This window comes from Acidaminobacter sp., from assembly GCF_030247605.1.
Classification (GTDB): Bacteria; Bacillota; Clostridia; order Peptostreptococcales; family Acidaminobacteraceae; genus Acidaminobacter.
The window spans coordinates 16,282-35,357 of sequence record NZ_JAOTSB010000030.1; the positions used below are offsets into that span (position 1 = coordinate 16,282).

The 19,076-nt window shown below is 44.6% G+C and carries 24 protein-coding genes; 2 read left to right on the forward strand and 22 right to left on the reverse strand.

Features of this window, described 5'->3' with window-relative positions:
• Positions 1-119 precede the first annotated feature (119 nt).
• On the reverse strand, positions 120-911 hold the full coding sequence (locus tag OEL90_RS12165; RefSeq protein ID WP_300688898.1) for a class I SAM-dependent methyltransferase: 792 nt from the start codon (positions 909-911) through the stop codon (positions 120-122).
• A gap of 219 nt (positions 912-1,130) precedes the next feature.
• Here OEL90_RS12165 and OEL90_RS12170 point away from each other — a divergent pair, with 219 nt between their 5' ends.
• On the forward strand, positions 1,131-1,925 hold the full coding sequence (locus OEL90_RS12170) for a sugar phosphate isomerase/epimerase family protein (protein WP_291401954.1): 795 nt from the start codon (positions 1,131-1,133) through the stop codon (positions 1,923-1,925).
• A 197-nt stretch (positions 1,926-2,122) separates the two neighbouring features.
• Here OEL90_RS12170 and OEL90_RS12175 read toward each other — a convergent pair whose 3' ends face one another.
• From OEL90_RS12175 to OEL90_RS12265, 19 genes are all read right to left on the reverse strand, one after another.
• Positions 2,123-3,334: an ATP-binding protein gene (locus OEL90_RS12175; RefSeq protein WP_300688900.1), complete on the reverse strand. Its 1,212-nt coding sequence runs from the start codon at positions 3,332-3,334 to the stop codon at positions 2,123-2,125.
• 248 nt (positions 3,335-3,582) lie between these two features.
• On the reverse strand, positions 3,583-3,756 hold the full coding sequence (locus OEL90_RS12180; protein ID WP_300688903.1) for a hypothetical protein: 174 nt from the start codon (positions 3,754-3,756) through the stop codon (positions 3,583-3,585).
• A complete protein-coding gene (locus OEL90_RS12185; RefSeq protein ID WP_300688906.1) occupies positions 3,746-4,183 on the reverse strand; it encodes a DUF1801 domain-containing protein in 438 nt (145 codons plus the stop codon). The genes OEL90_RS12180 and OEL90_RS12185 overlap by 11 nt, the downstream gene beginning before the upstream one ends.
• A 26-nt stretch (positions 4,184-4,209) precedes the next feature.
• A complete protein-coding gene (locus OEL90_RS12190) occupies positions 4,210-4,776 on the reverse strand; it encodes a DUF4256 domain-containing protein (RefSeq protein WP_300688908.1) in 567 nt (188 codons plus the stop codon).
• 76 nt (positions 4,777-4,852) lie between these two features.
• Positions 4,853-5,794 (reverse strand): dimethylarginine dimethylaminohydrolase family protein, encoded by a 942-nt coding sequence (locus tag OEL90_RS12195; RefSeq protein ID WP_300688910.1) that lies wholly within the window; start codon positions 5,792-5,794, stop codon positions 4,853-4,855.
• Positions 5,795-5,933: 139 nt separating this feature from the next.
• A complete protein-coding gene (locus tag OEL90_RS12200; RefSeq protein WP_300688912.1) occupies positions 5,934-6,542 on the reverse strand; it encodes a DUF4230 domain-containing protein in 609 nt (202 codons plus the stop codon).
• Positions 6,543-6,722: 180 nt separating this feature from the next.
• A complete protein-coding gene (locus OEL90_RS12205) occupies positions 6,723-7,412 on the reverse strand; it encodes a YkgJ family cysteine cluster protein (RefSeq protein ID WP_300688914.1) in 690 nt (229 codons plus the stop codon).
• A 59-nt stretch (positions 7,413-7,471) separates the two neighbouring features.
• Entirely contained in the window at positions 7,472-8,089 is a 618-nt protein-coding gene (locus tag OEL90_RS12210) for a fumarylacetoacetate hydrolase family protein (protein WP_300688917.1), read from the reverse strand.
• Positions 8,090-8,446: 357 nt separating this feature from the next.
• Positions 8,447-8,767 (reverse strand): hypothetical protein, encoded by a 321-nt coding sequence (locus OEL90_RS12215; protein WP_300688920.1) that lies wholly within the window; start codon positions 8,765-8,767, stop codon positions 8,447-8,449.
• Positions 8,768-8,799: 32 nt separating this feature from the next.
• Positions 8,800-9,222 carry a MarR family winged helix-turn-helix transcriptional regulator gene (locus OEL90_RS12220; RefSeq protein ID WP_300688923.1) on the reverse strand — a complete coding sequence of 141 codons (423 nt, stop codon included), beginning with the start codon at positions 9,220-9,222 and terminating at the stop codon, positions 8,800-8,802.
• 358 nt (positions 9,223-9,580) lie between these two features.
• Positions 9,581-10,597, reverse strand: a complete 1,017-nt coding sequence (gene dmpG, locus OEL90_RS12225; protein WP_307731006.1) for a 4-hydroxy-2-oxovalerate aldolase — start codon at positions 10,595-10,597, stop codon at positions 9,581-9,583.
• Complete coding sequence (locus tag OEL90_RS12230) at positions 10,590-11,468, reverse strand: acetaldehyde dehydrogenase (acetylating) (protein WP_300688929.1); 879 nt, start codon at positions 11,466-11,468, stop codon at positions 10,590-10,592. The genes dmpG and OEL90_RS12230 overlap by 8 nt, the downstream gene beginning before the upstream one ends.
• Before the next feature lie 17 nt (positions 11,469-11,485).
• A complete protein-coding gene (locus OEL90_RS12235; RefSeq protein ID WP_300688932.1) occupies positions 11,486-12,271 on the reverse strand; it encodes a 2-keto-4-pentenoate hydratase in 786 nt (261 codons plus the stop codon).
• Positions 12,272-12,293: 22 nt separating this feature from the next.
• Positions 12,294-13,118 (reverse strand): alpha/beta fold hydrolase, encoded by an 825-nt coding sequence (locus tag OEL90_RS12240; RefSeq protein ID WP_300688934.1) that lies wholly within the window; start codon positions 13,116-13,118, stop codon positions 12,294-12,296.
• A 42-nt stretch (positions 13,119-13,160) separates the two neighbouring features.
• Positions 13,161-14,471, reverse strand: coding sequence for a TRAP transporter large permease (locus tag OEL90_RS12245; protein ID WP_300688937.1), 1,311 nt, complete (start codon positions 14,469-14,471; stop codon positions 13,161-13,163).
• Positions 14,472-14,954: a TRAP transporter small permease gene (locus OEL90_RS12250; protein WP_300688940.1), complete on the reverse strand. Its 483-nt coding sequence runs from the start codon at positions 14,952-14,954 to the stop codon at positions 14,472-14,474.
• A gap of 85 nt (positions 14,955-15,039) precedes the next feature.
• Positions 15,040-16,077 carry a TRAP transporter substrate-binding protein gene (locus tag OEL90_RS12255; RefSeq protein ID WP_300688942.1) on the reverse strand — a complete coding sequence of 346 codons (1,038 nt, stop codon included), beginning with the start codon at positions 16,075-16,077 and terminating at the stop codon, positions 15,040-15,042.
• Positions 16,078-16,271: 194 nt separating this feature from the next.
• Positions 16,272-17,045, reverse strand: a complete 774-nt coding sequence (locus OEL90_RS12260; RefSeq protein ID WP_300688944.1) for an IclR family transcriptional regulator — start codon at positions 17,043-17,045, stop codon at positions 16,272-16,274.
• A gap of 197 nt (positions 17,046-17,242) precedes the next feature.
• Positions 17,243-17,563 (reverse strand): hypothetical protein, encoded by a 321-nt coding sequence (locus tag OEL90_RS12265; RefSeq protein ID WP_300688946.1) that lies wholly within the window; start codon positions 17,561-17,563, stop codon positions 17,243-17,245.
• Positions 17,564-17,634: 71 nt separating this feature from the next.
• Here OEL90_RS12265 and OEL90_RS12270 point away from each other — a divergent pair, with 71 nt between their 5' ends.
• On the forward strand, positions 17,635-18,021 hold the full coding sequence (locus tag OEL90_RS12270; RefSeq protein WP_300688948.1) for a hypothetical protein: 387 nt from the start codon (positions 17,635-17,637) through the stop codon (positions 18,019-18,021).
• Positions 18,022-18,129: 108 nt separating this feature from the next.
• On the opposite strand, the gene OEL90_RS12275 is transcribed toward OEL90_RS12270, so the two are convergent.
• Both OEL90_RS12275 and OEL90_RS15180 read right to left on the reverse strand, forming a co-directional pair.
• Positions 18,130-18,888, reverse strand: coding sequence for an ATP-binding protein (locus OEL90_RS12275; RefSeq protein ID WP_300688951.1), 759 nt, complete (start codon positions 18,886-18,888; stop codon positions 18,130-18,132).
• Positions 18,889-18,956: 68 nt separating this feature from the next.
• Positions 18,957-19,076: zinc ribbon domain-containing protein (locus tag OEL90_RS15180; protein ID WP_300688953.1), on the reverse strand; the 120-nt coding region annotated here is incomplete at its 5' end.

Consider the following 19,076-nt stretch of genomic DNA (forward strand, 5'->3'; position numbering starts at 1 on the left):
CTCGGCAATACAGGCAGATTGAACTGTTCAAGACCATCGGCAACAAAAAAATCCTTTAAAACCTTTAAGCATATGCCGATGGTCACATCAAGAAACCTTACAATTGTCGATTCAATCAGTTACCTGCGGTCTTCTCCTTCTAACTCAGCAATCACCAGCATTTCAAAGTCTTCAGCCGTAAGCTTGTCCGCTCTTGAAAACGCGCCCAACTTTGCGCCAAAAATTTCAACACTCGTAAAATCAAGGCTCTTGAGGAGCCATGTAATTTCCGGCGGCACATAATAACGCTCATTACATGCCAGCTGATGCTCAATCCCGTCATCATCCGTAAAAGTCGTAACGTTGTGATCCCTGAACGTCATAAGGTCAAAGCGCTCGCTTTTATAGCGCGCGCCCTCGCCCGGTTCGCCTTGATTCTGCCCCTCTTCATGAAAGCTGTCAATGGAATGGTACAGAGGAAACAGCCCATTCAACGTGGTGAAAATCAGCTTGCCAGGTCTCGACAGCGCCTTGGCGGCATTTCTGAGAATTTCAAAGTTCATTTCGTCCGTCTCCATGAGCGGGAAACCGCCCTCGCACAGCATCAGGACCATGTCAAACTCCCCCTCGAAAGGAAGCGCACGCGCGTCCTCCTTGAGGAAGCGTACTTCAAGGCCTTCTTTTGCCGCATTTTCCTTGGCTTTCTTAAGCTGCGACTCCGAAAGATCCACGCCCGTGACCGAATAACCCCTCCTGGTCAGCTCAATGGCATGACGTCCCGTTCCGCAGCCAATGTCCAGGATTTTCAGGCTTTTATCATATCCCAGCTCCGCCTCTATGAAGTCGCACTCCCCACTGGTACCCTGAGCAAAGGGCTCCAGGTCATATTGATTGCCATAATTTTCAAACAGCGCTTCATACCATTGCTTCATTTGCTGATACCTCATTTCGAAATCGATCAAAATGCCTATAGAACATTGTTACCCAACCGACAACAAATTGAACTTATAAATACCATCGGCAGGTCTCGATCCCTTAATCTCTTCTCGTTTGATAAGCGCCGCCTCCGTTTGGGTACGTATGAGCCAAGATGCTGCAAAAAACATCAACCATTTAGATGACCATACCTCTCGCAAAGGAGCAGTGCAACTATGAACCATAAAGCAGGCATTTTTTCATGGTATGGCTTTGTGATGCCGTTTGAAGAACGGATCAGCCTGATCAGAGAGGCGGGCTTTGAGGCCACGTCGCTCTGGTGGGAAAGCGAGGATCTGCCTTACCGCGTAAAGAGAGAGGATATGCCGCGTCTGGTTCGGGAAGCAGGGCTGTTCCTGGAGAACATCCACGTTCCCTTCAACGACTCGGACGCCCTTTGGTCTGAGGACGAAGCGGCGCGGGTGGCGGTCGTCAACAGCCATCTGGCCTGGCTCAACGACTGCGCGCTTCACCGGATCCCCACAATGGTCATGCACCTGAGCGACCGACCGGATTCCCAGGCATCCCGGCGCCAGGGGCTGAAGAGTCTCGATGCACTTACGCGAACCGCTGAGGATCTCGGGGTGACGATTGCCGTTGAGAACACCCGGCACAACGACCGCGTCCGTTTCATCTTTGAGAACCTTCCGTCCCCAGCGCTGGGCTTTTGCTTTGACAGCTCTCACCACAAGCTGACGGACCAGGGCGACTTCAAGCTCCTGAAGGATTTTGGGAGCCGGCTGGCGGCCACTCACCTCTCAGATAATGATGGCGCCGAGGACCGTCACTGGCTGCCGGGCCACGGCACGATTGACTGGAACGCGCTGACCAGCGCCTTTCCAAAAGGCTACAGCGGCTGCTTGACCATGGAAGTGGGCCCCACAGAAGAGGAACGCGCCGGCGCTCCAAAGGATTTTCTGAGGCGCGCCCACCAGAGACTCACGGAGGTGGGGAGGCTGATCGCCTTATAGCACCTCACCGAGGCGAAGCAAACTTTTGACTGCCGGCCCATTATTCGCTGCAAAATCAGACGCAAATTGCAACCAAAAGCTTTTCGTTGCACAACGTTTTCGATCTCCTTCTCGATAAAAATGACCATCGGCACGCCCTCGTCCCTAAAAGGACAGAGACGCTGCCGATGGTCATGTCAATTTCACCGTTCCAAAGCCTAAGCCAAGGGACTGTCCAACAGCCATTTCAAAAGGTTCACGTGACGTATCCCATTATAGTTCACGCCGCTGCCAATATCGTCCAAGGTTAGCAAAACTTTAGGAAAATGGTCTCCAATTTTCTCTAACGGCTCCAACTCACGCTGTAAGGTTTTTTCATCCAAAACAGAAGCAGCAACCTGATAATATTCCAAACCTTCAGGCCCCGATGCCACAAAATCCACTTCCTTCAGTTCAAGCTTACCAACATTGACCTTGAAACCTCTTCGCCGAAGCTCCAAATACACTGTATTCTCGATTAAATGACCCAAATCCGCAGAGCCTTGAGACAACAACATCTGGCGAATTCCAGAGTCTACAATGTAATACTTGCCAAGTGTTTTTAAATGTTGTCGTCCTTTAATGTCATACCGATCGACTTTATAAAAAATATAACCGTCCGTTAAAGCGCGAACATAGGCATCCACGGTGTTGACGGATATTTTTCTTCCACTGGACTGAATCGTGTCCGCAATTTTATTGATAGAAATAGGACTTCCAATCCCGCTCGCCAAGGTCTTCACAATACTTTCCAAAACAGAAACATCCGTGATCCCATCCCGCATAGCCACATCCTTAATCAGAATCGTGTTATAGATCCCCTCCAGGTATGGCATAATCTTTGCAGTATTTTGCTCCAACAATGCCGCGTACGGAAAGGACCCGAACCTCAGATAATCATTAAATTTCTCACGTTCTGAACTGTTCGAGGCCGGCACAGCCTGACAATACTCTTTAAAAGATAAAGGCAGCATATCTATTGTAATGTATCTTCCCGACAACAGGGTTGCCAACTCGCCTGACAGCATATAAGCATTGGAACCCGTAATATAGACATCTACATTGTCCTTGATAAAAAGGCTGTTTACAACTTTTTCGAATGATTTGCAATTCTGCACTTCATCAATGAACACATAGGTTGATTTATTTTCACATAGCTTGTCTTTAACAAAATTGTACAGTACCTTATAATCCAGCAACGCCTCGTATTCCATATCTTCTAAATTAATCGAGATGATCTGCGCTTTTTCGACCCCGGTGCTTATCAGATAGTCTCTGTATAGGGCAAGTAAAGTAGATTTTCCACAGCGTCTAACGCCTGTGACTACCTTGATGATTTTCTGATCGCGAAAAGCTATAAGCCTTTTCAAGTACTCGGTTCTTTCAAGCATACAAACACCTCTTTTCATCTTTAGAATAGCATTCGCACTTGAAATTTTCAACTTTTTTCTTATTTCAGAAATAAATATTATTTTTCATATATTTTTTTCTGAATTTTGACATTCTTTATCCGTACCTGGTACATTTTTATGAACGCCGACGTTCAAATGATTTGAAAAGATTGATAATACTTGTTTTTTAATCAAAAACAACTTCTTCAACTTCGTTCTGCATGCCAGGTACAGTTTTTCACAGGGCGTTAAAAGACGACTGCTTTAACCTCGTTATCATAACAGGACCCATTGGGGGACAAAACGACCATCGGCACGTCATCATCCTTAATCACTAAAAGGACGTCCTCATCCTTAATCACTAAAAGGACAGAAGCGCTGCCGATGGTCGTTAAAGTTTCATAGTGTCCTTTATTTCTCACTCGCCCGCCCATACTTCTCTTCCAAAAAATCAATACTGACCCGCATCAGCCTCTTCAGCGCCTCTTGATCAATGTCCGACAGCTTTTTGATATAGATGCAGGCCTTTCCGACCTTATACTTGCCCAGATCCTTCAGCAAATACTCATGTTCAGGGCTGCCCGTATACACATACAGGGAAATTGCCGCTTTTCTCGGTGAAAATCCAACTAAAGGCCAATCCCCTTCTTGCTTGCTCCGATCCGACTTATAGTGATACATGCCGAACCCAATCATAGTTGGCCCCCACATCTTTGGCGGGTGCCCCGTAAACGCCTGCATCAGTTTCACAAGCTCAAGACTGTCCTGACGCTTTTGCTCCGTATTTGCGAAGGTATTGATAAACTCAAAGACATCTTGATCGTGCTGCTTGGTTTTTATTTCAGACATTGGCGTGCCTCCTGTCGTTTGATTGGTCAAACCCTCAACGCCCCACGAAACCCTCTGGAAGCATAGTACGACTCCGCACCATTATGGTACATAAAAACCGTATCGTAGCGGCGATCACAAAAGATGGCCCCACCGAGCTTTCTGATCTTGTCAGGCGTCTTCACCCAACTCGACGTTTTGGTATCAAAGCTTCCGACTGCCTGCAGCTTTCGGTATTGTTCTTCCGTTAAAATCTCAATGCCCATGTCTTCCGCCATGCCCACTGCACTGTTCTCAGGTTTGTTTGCTTTCCTTGACTCCAGGGCTTCACGGTCATAGCAGACATTTCTGCGTCCGCTTGGGCTTTCCGCTGAACAATCATAAAAATAGAATTCATCTGATTGTTGGTCACCGGAAACAACATCCGGCTCGCCGCCGGTTCTTTCCATTTCATAAAGGGACCACAGTTTCTCTGCGTTATTTTCCAGCTTTTCCTGTACTCGGTCCCATTCAATCCCCTGATGCCGGTTTCTATTTTTCTCAAAACGGATCTTCAATAGGCTGAGTAATTCTGCGCGTTGTTCTGGTGACAATGTCGCTTTTTCTTTTTTCAACCAATTCATCTCCCTCTTATAGATCCTATGACTTTTTTGGGCCTCCAGCACGTTTAGTTTAAGTGCTTACTCGACACTAGCCCCTTTTCAGGTAAGCCGTTATGCAGTGAATCGCCCCGCGGCCTTTAAGAATTTCCGACACATCCACAGGAATAACTTTGATGCCATTGTCTTCCAGCAGCGCCTGGGTTCTTGGTGTCCCCTCAGGGATTACAACCAATCCCGGCTCTATGGCGACAAAATTGCACGCAAAGTTTGACCGCACTTCAGTGGTCGACGGCGCTTCAAGTATATTGTACCCTTTCTTTTTCAGCACATTCAGCACGTCATAAGGCACCTGCGAGGCGTGAACCAGCACCGTGTCGTGACTCGCCGTGTTCATCAGGCCGTCAATATGAATATTGCTGTAAGGCTGCTGCATATGCAGGATGTTGGAAACGCCCATTCTTCGGAGCTCTTCAGCCACCTGGTCATAGCCGCTGCGGTTGCATCTGCTTCCCGTCGAGATCACGCAGGTCTCACGATCCACCCACATGGCATTGGCGCCTTCGAAGATCCCGTCGCCATTAATGGTCTTGATAATTGGAACCCCCAATTTTGCCAAGGCTTGAGCGACATACCGCTCTTCTCCGCGACGCGCTGACATGCCGGGCCGTGAGATTATGGCGCCTTCAGGGGTCATGAACATCAAATCTCTGCAGAAGACGGCATTGGGACGATCTTCCCTCTGTTCCTCCACATAATAAACCTTAACGCCATGGTCTCTGTAAATATTGGCAACCGCATCATGCTGCTTGCGCATTAACTGAGTATCGACAGGCACATCAGAGAATCGAACCTCTTTGGCATCAAATTCTTCTATTTCCTTGCCAGGGCGCCTCATCAAAACAGCCCTCAATTTGTCTACTTCTGAAGAAACGCCCCAATCTCCCCAGTATTCCTGCAGATCCTCAATAAAATGAGTCTCCTTAGGGAACCATTTTTCTCCCGGAATAGCGTCAATGTCCATAGTCTTCATGCAAGCGACCTCCTGATTTGTTCATTTGATTTTATTATATCTCAATAACGCCAGATTCAGGTGTGCGTGTTGAGCTGCAATATTAAGACAGTTCAAAGATTTCTTCTGCCGATGGTCATGTTTAGCCACAGCATCAATATTAATAGAATTCAATGACGACATTGTCAAAGTCAAAGGATTTTAGAAAGGAAATCATCAGGGTGCTTATTCGCAGATCTGCTTCTTCCAAAAATCCTTGGCTGATTTTTTCTTCCTCAAGGGTTTTCTTACTTGCGTTTATTTCATCCAAAATGGTCTGGGTAGGATAATCAGAGAGGATACTGCCTTTTAGATCTTCAACTTTCGTATTTTCAGTTTCCACAACATTATCAAGTATTCGGGATTTTGGAACTCTGACTTTATACCGTTGAGATGGTTCGTCATAAGTGATTTCAACTTTTGAAAGATCCGTCCCAGCTTTAAGATACCCCGTGTATTCAATGAGCTTAATGGTTTCTGCAAATTGAATATCACTAACAATGGGAAGTGACAGGCTTCGTTCCGTGCGGCTTACTATGACGTTTCTATAGTCATACCTTAGCGTTGTCCATTCTGAAAGCTCCACCAGCTTATCCTGTACTAAAGATATTTCTGAGCTTTTATTCGTTCCAATAGAAAATAAATCCACTTTCGCAAGGATCACGAATCCAGCAATACCAATAACTATTAAAAGAAGTATTGAAACTATAGCAGCCTTAATCCTTCTCATTGTAGATGCCCCCTCTGTGCGGATGCTTTCTTGATTGCATTATCATGGTGAAATATGGAAGTTCCACCCTTTTTATAACCCATTATCTGATCGTACGATAATGGGTTAGTTTGATTGTCGATCAGCTTCAGGAATTTCTTTCGCAATACCAAGTACAGGCATGTCCCTTCGGAAAAGCCACTAAACAATGATCCCCAACCGGTCTTTTGCTTCAGCCAGCGACTCAAAATAGGCATCGTAAAAATCTTCTCCATCTTTCAGAGGTCTTCGGTAGAACGTCTCCAGCAGGTAGTCATTGGCGGCTTTCAGTTCCTCTGCATCCCGAATAAACTTGAAGCGAAAAGCAAGGGCTTTTAGACAGGTATGCCAGGCCAGAAGAAATGCCTTGTTTTTCTCATAGTTCTCTATGCCTATCCACTGTTCCACTTTGACTTTTTTCAGTTTAGGCTTCACACAGGCATCCACCTGTAGGAAGTACTTGAAATCCTTCTCTTGATAGACTCTTCCGAGAGGGAATAATCGGCAGATATTTGGGCGAAACCCATGAATCGAGCAGCGCCCCTCATCATTCAGAAAACTGCAGCGTTCATCAGGCCCAAGCATTCTTAAATATGGAAGCGTAATTTTATCAACGGTGCGCAGCTCCAGGTGATCCACAAGCAAGTCATCGAAGGCGTTCCCCAGTCCGCGCTTCATCTCATGGATGTCGAAGGGCGTCAATTTAACCAGTTCACCGACACCGCAGCAGCACGCGCTGCAGCCTTCGCACCCGTCGGAATCCGCGCTGACAAAGTCCCTCAGTTCGTAGAGCCTTCCATCTGAAATAGACGCCAGGGTAAGCGGCTCGCTTATGGTTACCTCTGGTCTCATCGTTTCCACCGGTTTCATTGTGTTCATAGGTTTCACAGCGTTCATTGGCTTCTCAGTTTTCATCCGTTCACAATCCACTCTGTCGCCATGAGCTCGGTCAGCCCCATAAAAATCTTCCCAACGACCCGGTCCCCTGCCTGAAAGGTCCCGACACCCTTTGGCGTACCCGTCATCAGGATGTCTCCGTCCTCCAGAGTTGTCATGGTTTTCACCTCTTCCAACATGTCCAGGGGTTTATGAATCATGAGGTTCACATCCCCTTCCTGCCGCAGCTCGTCGTTGATCCAGAGCTGGAAGGCAAGCTGAGGAATATCCTCTTCCTCAATGGGTTCAAAGTCACCAAATACCGCCGCGCCGTCAAACGCTTTAGCCCGCTCCCAGGGCAGTCCCTTCGCTTTCAGTGTGCTCTGCAGCTTTCTGTCGGTCAAGTCCAGTCCAAAGCCAACGCCGCGAATCTTCCCCTCACTGATGATGAAAGAAAGCTCTCCCTCATAATGAATCTCCTTGTCTGGCCAAGCCTTCAGCATGCCGCTGATCGCGGCATTGGGCTTCATGAACAGCACCATGGCATCCGGCATTTCATTCTGAAGTTCTTCTATGTGGGCCACAAAATTTCTTCCTATACAGACCACTTTGCTCGGTGTCACCGGCAACCCATCAAACAATACTGTATTCATTCCAACTTGGTCAGGAAATGTTCTCAGCGGATACCGATAGCACCACTCAAGTCACATGCCCGACCTCCCCCCTTTCCGGTCTAAAGTCATTTCCGTCAATCCCATATCAGAGTCGTTTTCGGAACTGCAGCGTCCCACCATTTCAGAAGTTTGAACAGGCTTTGTCTTGCCAAAACGCTGGCTGCAGCCGTATTTGTAATAACCGTGCATCTTACGCGCTGACTATGGCACCTCTAACTTTATTATCCTTCACATCGGGGTAAAACACAACGCAAATTGTGGGTTGGGTGACCATCGGCATGCCTTATAATCTTTAATAAGCAAAGCTCTGCCGATGGTCACAGAGCCACAAGCAGATTATTGATTAAACCGTCCATTCAAATAACCGACCAAAGGGCCAAGAATCAGCGCCATAGAGAGCATGGGCAGAAAATCCTTAGGATTGATTGTATAAATGATCGCTACTAGTGGCAGCATGTTTAAGGTTGACAACACCAAGCCATTGAGCAGAGAGTTTTTGAACAGTGTCACATGAGCGACAAAATAGCTCGTTATGATCCAAAACAACAGGATTGAAATCATATTAAGCAGCGGCACTTTAACCATGACGAGCGGAATCAAGTCAATAAGACCTGCAGCCAGACCAATGATGATTGCTAAAACAACTTTTTTTGACATTATATTGCCTCCCAATTAAAGTATAATTCTCACTAGAGTGCCTCCAAATTTTTGGATATTTTAGACAAGATCGACACGGTTTGCTTTAGTTCATTTTCCGAAATGCCTTCAGTCATTGACTGATGAAGCGACATAAAAGCAGTCATAATTTCCTTTTTGATCATTATTCCTTGAGCAGACAGCTTAACCATTTTTGAGTGCTCCATATCTTGCTCCAAATAATTTTTGTCCATTAACTTCTTAACATTTCTGCTGATGTTTCCTTTATCTATGTTTAGTATTCTAACGAGATCGTTTTGGGAGAAACTTCTATTAGGATCTACGTAGAAAAGCATCAAAATTTGCAGTTGTCCCATTCCTAGCCCATAGGATTTGAGGTCTTTTTCCGTCTTAGCTTTCATCTCTTTGTAAACTGCGACAACCAAATCGCCAAATTGTTCGGGTGAATGCGTCATAGGATCCCTTCTTTCTTTACGTCGTTTGTTGCGTACACAACTTACGTGATTGATTATATCACCCAATTGTTGTGTGCGCAACTCGGAATTCTAATTTTTGTTTGATAAACGATAAAGAAAGCTGACTCAGATCATTGATCCAGGTCAGCTTCCAGAAAATATGGGGCTAAGATGCCCTCACAGGACTTGCTATATGTAGATCTTTGAGCAATGAACTTCAGCAACTTCACAGTTGTTACCACAGGTGTTAACAGATACGGTGGATCCCAAAATAAAATCCCCAATTCTACTTTGAATAGGGGATTTGCTGTATTCTACAGCATCAGATTAGGGGAAAACATATCCGTTTAATAGAATTTTACAGGGATCGTTTATTTGACAATTCAACCGCGATTTCAATCAACCAGTCTTCTTGACCGCCGACCGCTTTCCTTCTTCCAGCTTCCATTAGAATATCTCTGACATCAACACCAAATCTTTCACCCGCACGCCTTGCGTGAAGCAAAAAGCTGGAGTACACACCTGCATAGCCCATGATCAGGGCATCCAAATGGCTGCTAATCGTCAGTCCTTTTTTCTTTAGCGATGGAATCAGGATTTTTTCACTGGCATCCATAGCCTTATAGAGATCGCCGCCATGCTCGTACCCCATTTTATTGAGAACAGCGATTAAACTTTCTGTCGAAGTATTACCCGCACCCGCTCCTAGCCCTGACAGACAGCCATCTATATAAGTCGCACCCGCTTCAATAGCGGTCAAACTGTTTGACACCGCCAGCCCAAGATTATTATGAGCATGATGACCAATTGGAATTTTTAAATTCTTCTTAAGTGAACTGACTTTTTCAAATACATCCTTTGGCAGCATTGCGCCTCCGGAATCTGTAACATAAACCACGTCAGCGCCATAGGACTCAAACTTCAGCGCCTCTTCAGTCAAACGATTCACATCCGTCATATGAGCCATCATCAGAAACCCTACAACAAATAGCCCCATATCCTTGGCTGCTTTAACATGCTCTTCTCCCATATCCGCCTCAGTGACATGAGTAGCGATACGCACTGCTTTCGCGCCAGCTTTTTGAGCTTTCTGAAGCGCTTCTACCGTTCCAATCCCAGGCAGCAGCAGTACTGCAAGCTTTGACTTAGTCAGCTGAGAGGCGGCTGCGCTAATCAGAGAAAAGTCATCATGTTTTCCGAACCCATAGTTGATCGTAGAGCCAATCAAGCCATCGCCATGGCCAATCTCAATGATATCAATACCAGCGTTTTCAAGTCCGCCCGCTATCTGAGCGGCATCTTCCAGTGTAAATTGATGGGAAACGGTATGGCTTCCATCTCGAAGTGTTGTATCTGTTAAGTAAATTCTAGACAATCTGATCACCACCCATCAACTTTTTTGCGTAAGCCTCAGCTATATTTATAGCGGCGCTATTGATGATATCGAGGTTTCCGGAATAGACCGGCAAATAATCTCCTAGACCAGCGACTTGCATCATAGTTGTCACCGTATCACCTTGAATGATCGGTCCTAAAATTATTTCATAACCCGGCACATAAGTGCGAATTTTTTCGACCATTTTTTGCACGGCATCTTTAATGACTTCAAGATCAGGATTTTTAACTTTTGTAAAAATTGTGTTTCTCATATAAATTGGAGGCTCAGCTGGATTGACAATAATAATAACCTTGCCCTCGTCCGCACCGCCAACCTTTTCAAGCGCTTCCTTGGTGGTAACTGTAAACTCATCAATATTTTTTCTCGTACCAGGTCCGATACTTTTACTGCTGACAGAAGAAACGATTTCAGCGTAATAAACATCAGCAACTTCATTTATAGCTGCAACAATAGGAGTTACAGCTTGTCCGGCGCAGGTAACAGTATTGACATTATCCAACTCCAAAAAATCATCTGTCAAGTTGACTGCAGGAACACAATAGGGGCCAACCGCTGCAGGGGTAAGGTCAATCGCGAACTTCCCAGCCTCTTTGAGTAATGATGCGTGCTGTAAATGTGCGGTTGCACTTGTACAATCGAACACAATTTGTATGTCATCTTCTTTCAGAATGTCTGCTATCCCATTGCTTGATGCTCTGATTCCCATTTGACGCGCATGATCCAAACCCTTGGATTCACGAATGTTTACGATCATGGACGTTTCCAAGTATGGACTACGCTTAATCTTATATAACAAATCCAGACCAATGTTGCCTGGACCTATCACGCCAACTTTAATTCTCTTCATTATAGACCCCACTCTCGTTATTCAAATTTTAACTGAATATCACCCAATGTCTCAAATTTCGCAGTAAATACATCCCCGGATTCTGCGTTTAATGCCGCTGATAAAGCGCCCGAGAACACCACTTCGCCTTTTTTAAGTGTGACTCCAAACGTTCCGAGCGTATTAGCCAACCAAGCAACCGCATAGGCAGGATCGCCTAACGCATCTTCGCCTCTTCCTTCATTGACTTTTTCTCCATTCTTCCAAAATTCCATTTTAAGGCCCTTTAAGTCTACTGATTTAGGATCGACCTTTTGAGAGCTGAGGATATATCGTCCGGATGAAGCATTGTCGGCAACGGTATCTATAATATTTATTTTCCAGTTTGCGACACGACTATCGACAATTTCGATAGCGGCTACAACATAGTCTGTGGCGTTAATAACGTCTTCGGGTGTGATCCCTGGGCCATTCAGATCCTCTTTCAATATGAAGGCAATCTCACCTTCGGCTTTGGGCTGAAGCATAGTGCCGCGATCCGTGACGCCATTATGAACTTCCATACTTTTGAGGAGGTAGCCAAAATCCGGCTGATTGACACCCAGCATGTTTTGCATGACTAATGAAGTAAGACCAATTTTCTTGCCCGTAATCGAGTCCCCTTTGGAGAGTTTACTGTCAATATTGATTTTTTGAATTTGATAGGCATCCTCAATTGCTAACTCAGGGAAGCGAGCCGATACCGCTTGAATCGGTACACAGGTTTGTTCAGAGTTGAATAATTCTAATGCAATCCCCTCAAGTTTTGCAGACATATTTTCCATAGACTTCATCCCCCATATGATGTTACTCGGCAAGAAAATCTTCGACTAATTTGCAAAAGCGCCCTGTCTGTTCAATTTGAGTCCAGTGACCGCAGTGTCCAAATACATGGAGTTGCGCGTCGTCAATTAAGCTCATGAGTCTAAAAGCATTGTCGAGTGGAATGACTTGATCCTCTCTGCCATGTACTATGAGCGTAGGCTGCGTAATTTTCGAAATCTTTTCTTCGTCAGATGCCATAGATTCCACACCATTTTGTCTTGGTGCTGGAAACATAGCTGAAAACGACTCTTGGAATCCAGGCTCGATGCTCGCTTCAAATCTCATATTTATTAGATTGTCTGTCACGATCTCTTTGTTATAGGCAAAAAGATTGATCATTTTCTTCATATTTTCGAAGGAAGGCGTGTAACCCCAAACATCATCCAATCCTTGTGTAATAGGAAAACTAATGCCCATACTTCCCATTAGAACAATTCGTCGAATTCTTTCCGGATATTCAATAGCAAGTTTAATAGCCAGACCACCACCAAAAGAGTTTCCAACGAGATCGACTTTTTCAAGTTTGAGAGCATCCATAAAATCAATGACCTGCTGCGTCCAGTTCGTCATGTTGTATTCAGGATTTTCAGGTCTTTCTGTATATCCGAAACCAACTAGATCTGGTGCAATAACGCGTCTATTCTTGGCCAATTCAGGGATGACAAGACGCCAATTGGCCCAAGCGGTAACTCCAGGACCTGAGCCATGAAGAAGCATAACAGGATAACCTTCACCCTGATCATGATAATTTGTATTAAAGGCTCCAGTCATTATTTGATTTGCAATTTCAGGCTTTACATTTGACATAATAATTCCTCCTATCTTGTAATATATAACAAGCCAGTTTTTTTATAGGATCCACATAACGGACTGTGGAATAAACGTTATAATTGCCAGCGCAACCAATAAAGCAATCAGAAAAGGCATCGTCTCTCGGGTGATCTCCTGTATACTGGTTCCAAATACTCTTGCGGACGTAAACAAGGTTATGCCAAAAGGCGGTGTCAGCATTCCTATGGCGAGGTTCGTTGTCAGCATGATGCCGAAGTGCACGGGATCGATCCCCAGTGTCAATGCAATCGGCAGAGCAATTGGTACTAATATATATTGAATGGAACCCGACTCCATAAACATGCCGGCGATTAAGACTATAACGTTGACTATAAGTAATATCGTATATTTACTATTGGTCAAGGCTAAGACTGTATCAAGGATCGTCTGTGGAATCTTAACGTAGACCATAACCCATGCGAATAGTGCTGCAGCAGCCATGATGACCATGATGCCAGCAGTGGATATAGCTGATGCCAAGAAAATTCTTGGAAGGTCTTTCCACTTCATCTCCTTGTACACAAAGATTCCGATAATAATGGAGTAGATTACTGCTACGACGGCAGACTCCGTCGGTGTAAAAATGCCGGCGAAAACGCCGCCAACGATAATGACAGGTGTACCTAATGCCCATAATGAATCGAGGAAATAATGCAGTCCGGACAACTTTTTGCCCTTCTCTTCATGTACTAATCCCTTGATTTCAATTTCACCGGCAGCAATCTGTTCAGCTTTGGCTTGATAACCGCGTTTTTTTGAAATCAGAATCGTAGGAACAACAAGCGCGGCACCTACAATCAGACCGGCAGGCAAGCCAACCTTATAGAGATCAGAAACGGCAACTTTGGATAGAACCGCATAAATTATGAAGGCGATACTCGGCGGAATAATAATACCAATTGGGCTCGCCGCCGCTACGATTGTAGCGCTGAATGACCGGCTGTAACCCGCACGCAGCATGCCGGTCATCATAACCCCGCCAATTGCTGCTGCTGTGGCGATCCCGCTGCCAGATATTGCAGCGAAGAACATACAGGAGATTATTGCGACGACACCTAATCCGCCATGAATATTTCCTACCGCAGCCGCTGCCATATTAACAATTCTCTTTGCTATGCCGCCTTGATTCATCAGGTCTCCCGCCAGAATAAAGAACGGTACAGCCAGCAACGCCGCTGAGTCAATACCGGCAAATAGTTTCTGAATAACCACAACGTGCTGGATATCGTTTGCATAAATAAAAACCAATGAGGATAAACCCAGTGCCGTGACGATAGGCGCACCGACTACAAGCAGCAGCAGCGCTGTTCCGAACAAAATACCGCCCATTTATTCGACCTCCTGGTTAAACAATTGATTCATAATAAAAACAAACACTTGAAAAACTAGAATGGAAAATGCGATCGGGAAGATCCCGTAAACGATTTTCATCGGAATTCTCATGTTGGTAGAAACCTGTGTACCAGCCAATGTCATCATGTCCGCAGCGATAAATATCGCTATCCCAAAAAAAGCAGCTGTCAGAAGCTGCTGAAAAATCACAAGCCACTTTCTGACCTTAGGAGATACTGCCACCTCCAAGGCACTAACATTAATGTGAGAGGCTCTTCCCGCCATCACAGCAGAGCCTACCATTACCAAAGCAATATTAGTGTATCTGGTCAACTCTTCGGTCCATCTCAAGCCTGTTTGAAAGACATACCTTAATAAAATTTGACCGAAGTAGGTCACTGTCATCAAGGCAAAAGCGAATATCAGAAACCAACCACAAACTTTATTTACAACTTCACTGATCTGGTTCAGAGTCTTCAAACTATCATCTCCCTAATATATGCATATCACTTGAAAAAAATGGTGAAGGGCTTCGGGAAGCAAAACCCTTCACCTGTATTGCTTTTTACTGAATTGCTTTTATGGCTTCAAGATACTCTCCGGAATGGTCTTTAAGGAACTTGTCATATACCGGTGTCATAAGCGCTTCAAATGCAGCTTTATCCTCTACTGCGTTGAATACCATACCTTTAGATTCAAGTTCAGTCTTTGCAGCTTCTTCATTAGCTTTTTGCTCAAGGCCTAAGGTCTTAGCTGCTTCAAGGCCGGCTTGGCGAATCATTTCCTGATCCTCAGGGCTCATACCGTTAAGCAGATTGGTGTTCATCTGAAGTGCGGCGAATGCGAAGAAGTGGCCGGTTTCAGACATATACTTCTGGACTTCGTCAATTTTGTAGTCACGTGTGGTAACAATTGTGTTTTCATGTGCGTCAATAGTCTTTTGCTGGAGCGCTGTAAAAACCTCGCCCCATGCCATAGCTTGAGCGTTTGCACCAAGTGCTTTGAATGTATCAATATAGGTTTCACTTTCAGCAACCCTGATTTTAAGACCCTTTAAGTCATCTGGCACCATAATTGGTTCTATGTTGCTGGTGACGTGCCTAAAGCCTCTTGGCATAAAAGATAATGTCGTCATGCCAACAGAATCAGTCAATCTGTACATCTCAGTTGCAATGTCTGAATCGAGGAATTTTTCAACATGATCCCAGTCTCTGAAAAGATAAGGCAAATCCTGTACCGCCATTTCCGGTACAAATTGATTTATGTCTGATGCCGTAATAATAGTAAAATCGACGTTCCCAATCTGAAGTGATTCCATCAATTCTCTGTCAACGCCTAACTGACCTGCAGGGAAGACGTCAATTTCATATCTGCCTTCCGAGCGTTCTGAGACCAAACGCGCAAACTCATTGGCAAAGTTGTCGTAGGCAGTTCCAGGTGCAGCTATGTGACCAAGTTTAAATACTTTTACTTCTGTTGAAGCCGGTTCGTTTGCAGCAGGCGCTTCCGCAGGCGCAGCAGGTTCGCTGGAGCCACCACAGGCAGTCAGCAGCATTGACAAGATCAGTAGTACACTTAACAACATCATTCCACGCTTTTTCATTTGACACTCTCCTTAATCTTTTTTTGAATCCCCTTTGTTGCTGAAAATTATGTTACGCCCCGCCGTTTGTGCGACATTGTCGCACTGTGTTCTCACAACGAGGTTTATTAAAAGGGTATTTCTACCCCAATAATTCCATTTTCTATTTAGTCCCTTAACTATACAGCTTAGGTATCCTCAATATTTTAAAAAGCTTATCTGAGTGAACCTCGATAGCCCAGTTTTAATGAAACATCACCCGTAGCTTTTTTTAGAAGCTGGATTGCCTCTTGAATTTTTTCATCTGTCATTCTGATCGTTGGTCCAGAAACGCTTATAGCATATCTCACCTGTCCGGTATGATCAAATATTGGCGCAGCGACGCAGGTTAAACCTTCGATCCGCTCTTCATGATCCATAGCAAAGCCATTATTTCTTATTTCGCTCAGGTTTTCCAGGAGTGCCGGCTTCGACGTTATGGTTTGACTTGTAAATGCTTTCAATTCATTTGGCAATTTGCTGTTGACCATCTCCGGATCTAAATACGCCAGCATTGCTTTTCCAACACCTGTACAATAGGCCGGATTGCGTGTTCCAATTGTCGTAAAGATCCTCATGGATTGAAATGATTCTTGCTTGTCAATGTAGATAACTTCCAAGCCCTCGAGCATCCCTAAATGGACAGTTTCTTCAATTGTATTTCGAATTTCGCTAAGCAGCGGTGATGCGATGTGATGAATATCCATAGAATTAATCACTAAATTGCCGAGTTCCACCAAGCGAATACCTAAACAATATTTCTGATTTTCATCATTTTGACTCACCAGGCCATGATATTTTAACGTATTAAGTATTCCAAATGCAGTACTTTTATGTAAATCCAGCTGTTCAGCAATTTCAGTCAACTTAAGCTCTCGTGTCGTATCCGAAAAAAGCTGGAGGATCATCATTGCCCGATCGATAGATTGAACGCGTTTCCCATCTTCCATATCCAACACCCTCATCAAGGTTTCATTTTCTGAATATTAACACATTAAAAAAGCAATGTAAATAGATTTTAAGAAAAAATCCTACATTGTCGCACCGCGTTCTCATTTTTTATGAAAGTTAGTACTTCACGACAGTTCCACTCCCGATCTGTTAATTTATTTTAGATTCGCGGGTACACTGACAAAGAGACAGCTCGTCATCCAAGTGATGCCAAGCTGTCTCTTATCGTTGGGAGACCATTTTGCCGCAGCCAGTAAGCTCTCATCAAAAACTTGATCGCTTCCAGAGTCCAGATGATCACCAAAAGCAATAGGATATAGATATAAGCTGGCATAGCCTGAGCCGCTGGCAAGAACAGGAAAAACCCACTCACAATGGTGTTCAGGGCCAGCGACAACACCGCTCTCCAGTATTTTAGCTGCCGATGTCTGATGAGATAAACGACCATAACCGCCAGGAGGATCCCGAGAATGATCCCGTACACCATCATATGCTCTGCATCCAGGATTGTCTGCATATATTGTCGCTTCCTTTACACCACATGATGGTTGACCCCGACTTTTTATGGCTCAAGAGGCAAATGACAAAATGAACTTAGAACTATTTTCAATACAGGTTAACCGATTTTTGGGGCTTCATGAATCCATTGGCGCGTTTGCAGATTGGAATGGGGCTTTTCAATTTCTTTCAGAAAAAGCCGAGGAAAGCCGGCTAGTCCTTGTAATAGACGAGTTTCCATACGCTGCGGAAGAAAACCACAACTTAAAATTCATTCTCCAAAACTTCATAGATCATGAGTTCAAGCACACAGGCATCTTCATCATATTATGCTGCAGCCAGATCATTCACAAAGCAATGACTCTGCCGATGGTTCCTTTTCGCCACTCTCTTAGAATGTGTCATAATATGGAAGTCGAAATTCTTTTTAAACCCATTATCCGATCGTACGATAATGGGTTTGTTTTGAAATGTTAATCTACTTCCTATCCTTTACATCGTTGTAAAATACAACGCAAATTGTGGTTTGGGTGACCATCGGCACAAGTGGATCCATTACCATGGGTCATGTCCTAACAGTTTATCCTAAATCTGATCATTCAGTAAAAAATCCGGAATATAATGATGTATAATACCTTGTCGGCTAAAATCAAACCGGTCCATAGATAAAACATATTTTGGGAAATTATCTTCAATCGCCAGAAGTGCGCCGAATTCCCGTTCGACGGTTTCCTTGGACGCCAAAAGATACGACACCTGCAGATAAAGTCTGCGCCCGGCTTTTTCGCACACGAAATCCACTTCCCGGTTCCCAACGCGTCCCACAAAGACCTTATAACCACGTCGAAGCATCTCCATATAGATCATATTCTCAAGAATACGCTGAAGATCTCTTGTGTTATTTCCATAAACCGCTTGCCGTATCCCATGGTCCGCAATGTAATACTTCTCATTGACTTGGATAATCTGCTTCCCAATCAGATCCATCCGGGGTACACGGTGAAATAAAAAAGCTTCCTCGCATCCCTTGAGCTGATTCAAAACCGTTTCCGGCGCAACCTTTCGTCCCTCACTCTTAAAATATTTTGAAATGGCGTTCGCTGAGAAAGTCTCTCCCACATGAGCAATCACGTAAAGGAGGATGCGTTCCAATAAATCAATATCCCGAAATTGATTTCGCTTCATGACATCTTTGATCAGAACGGAATTATAAAGATCCATAAGGTATTGGGAAGTCGCGTCAGGTTCATGACTAAAATGCTTGAGGAACGGAAATCCTCCGATTTGAACATATTGATCGAAAAACTGGTCAGTGGACTTCGACGACTTTTCCTGACTGTACAATTCATTGAACCTCCCATGACTCAAGTCACGGGATTCCTAAGAACACCGTTCTAACGAACAATTTTTTATTAGGCTATCCCCGCCGCACCAGCGGTTAGAAGCCTTAGGGCTTCATTCTTAATATTTATGCTTGCGTTAAGATCTCTGTCATGGATTGCACCACATTCCGGACAAATCCAATTTCTAAC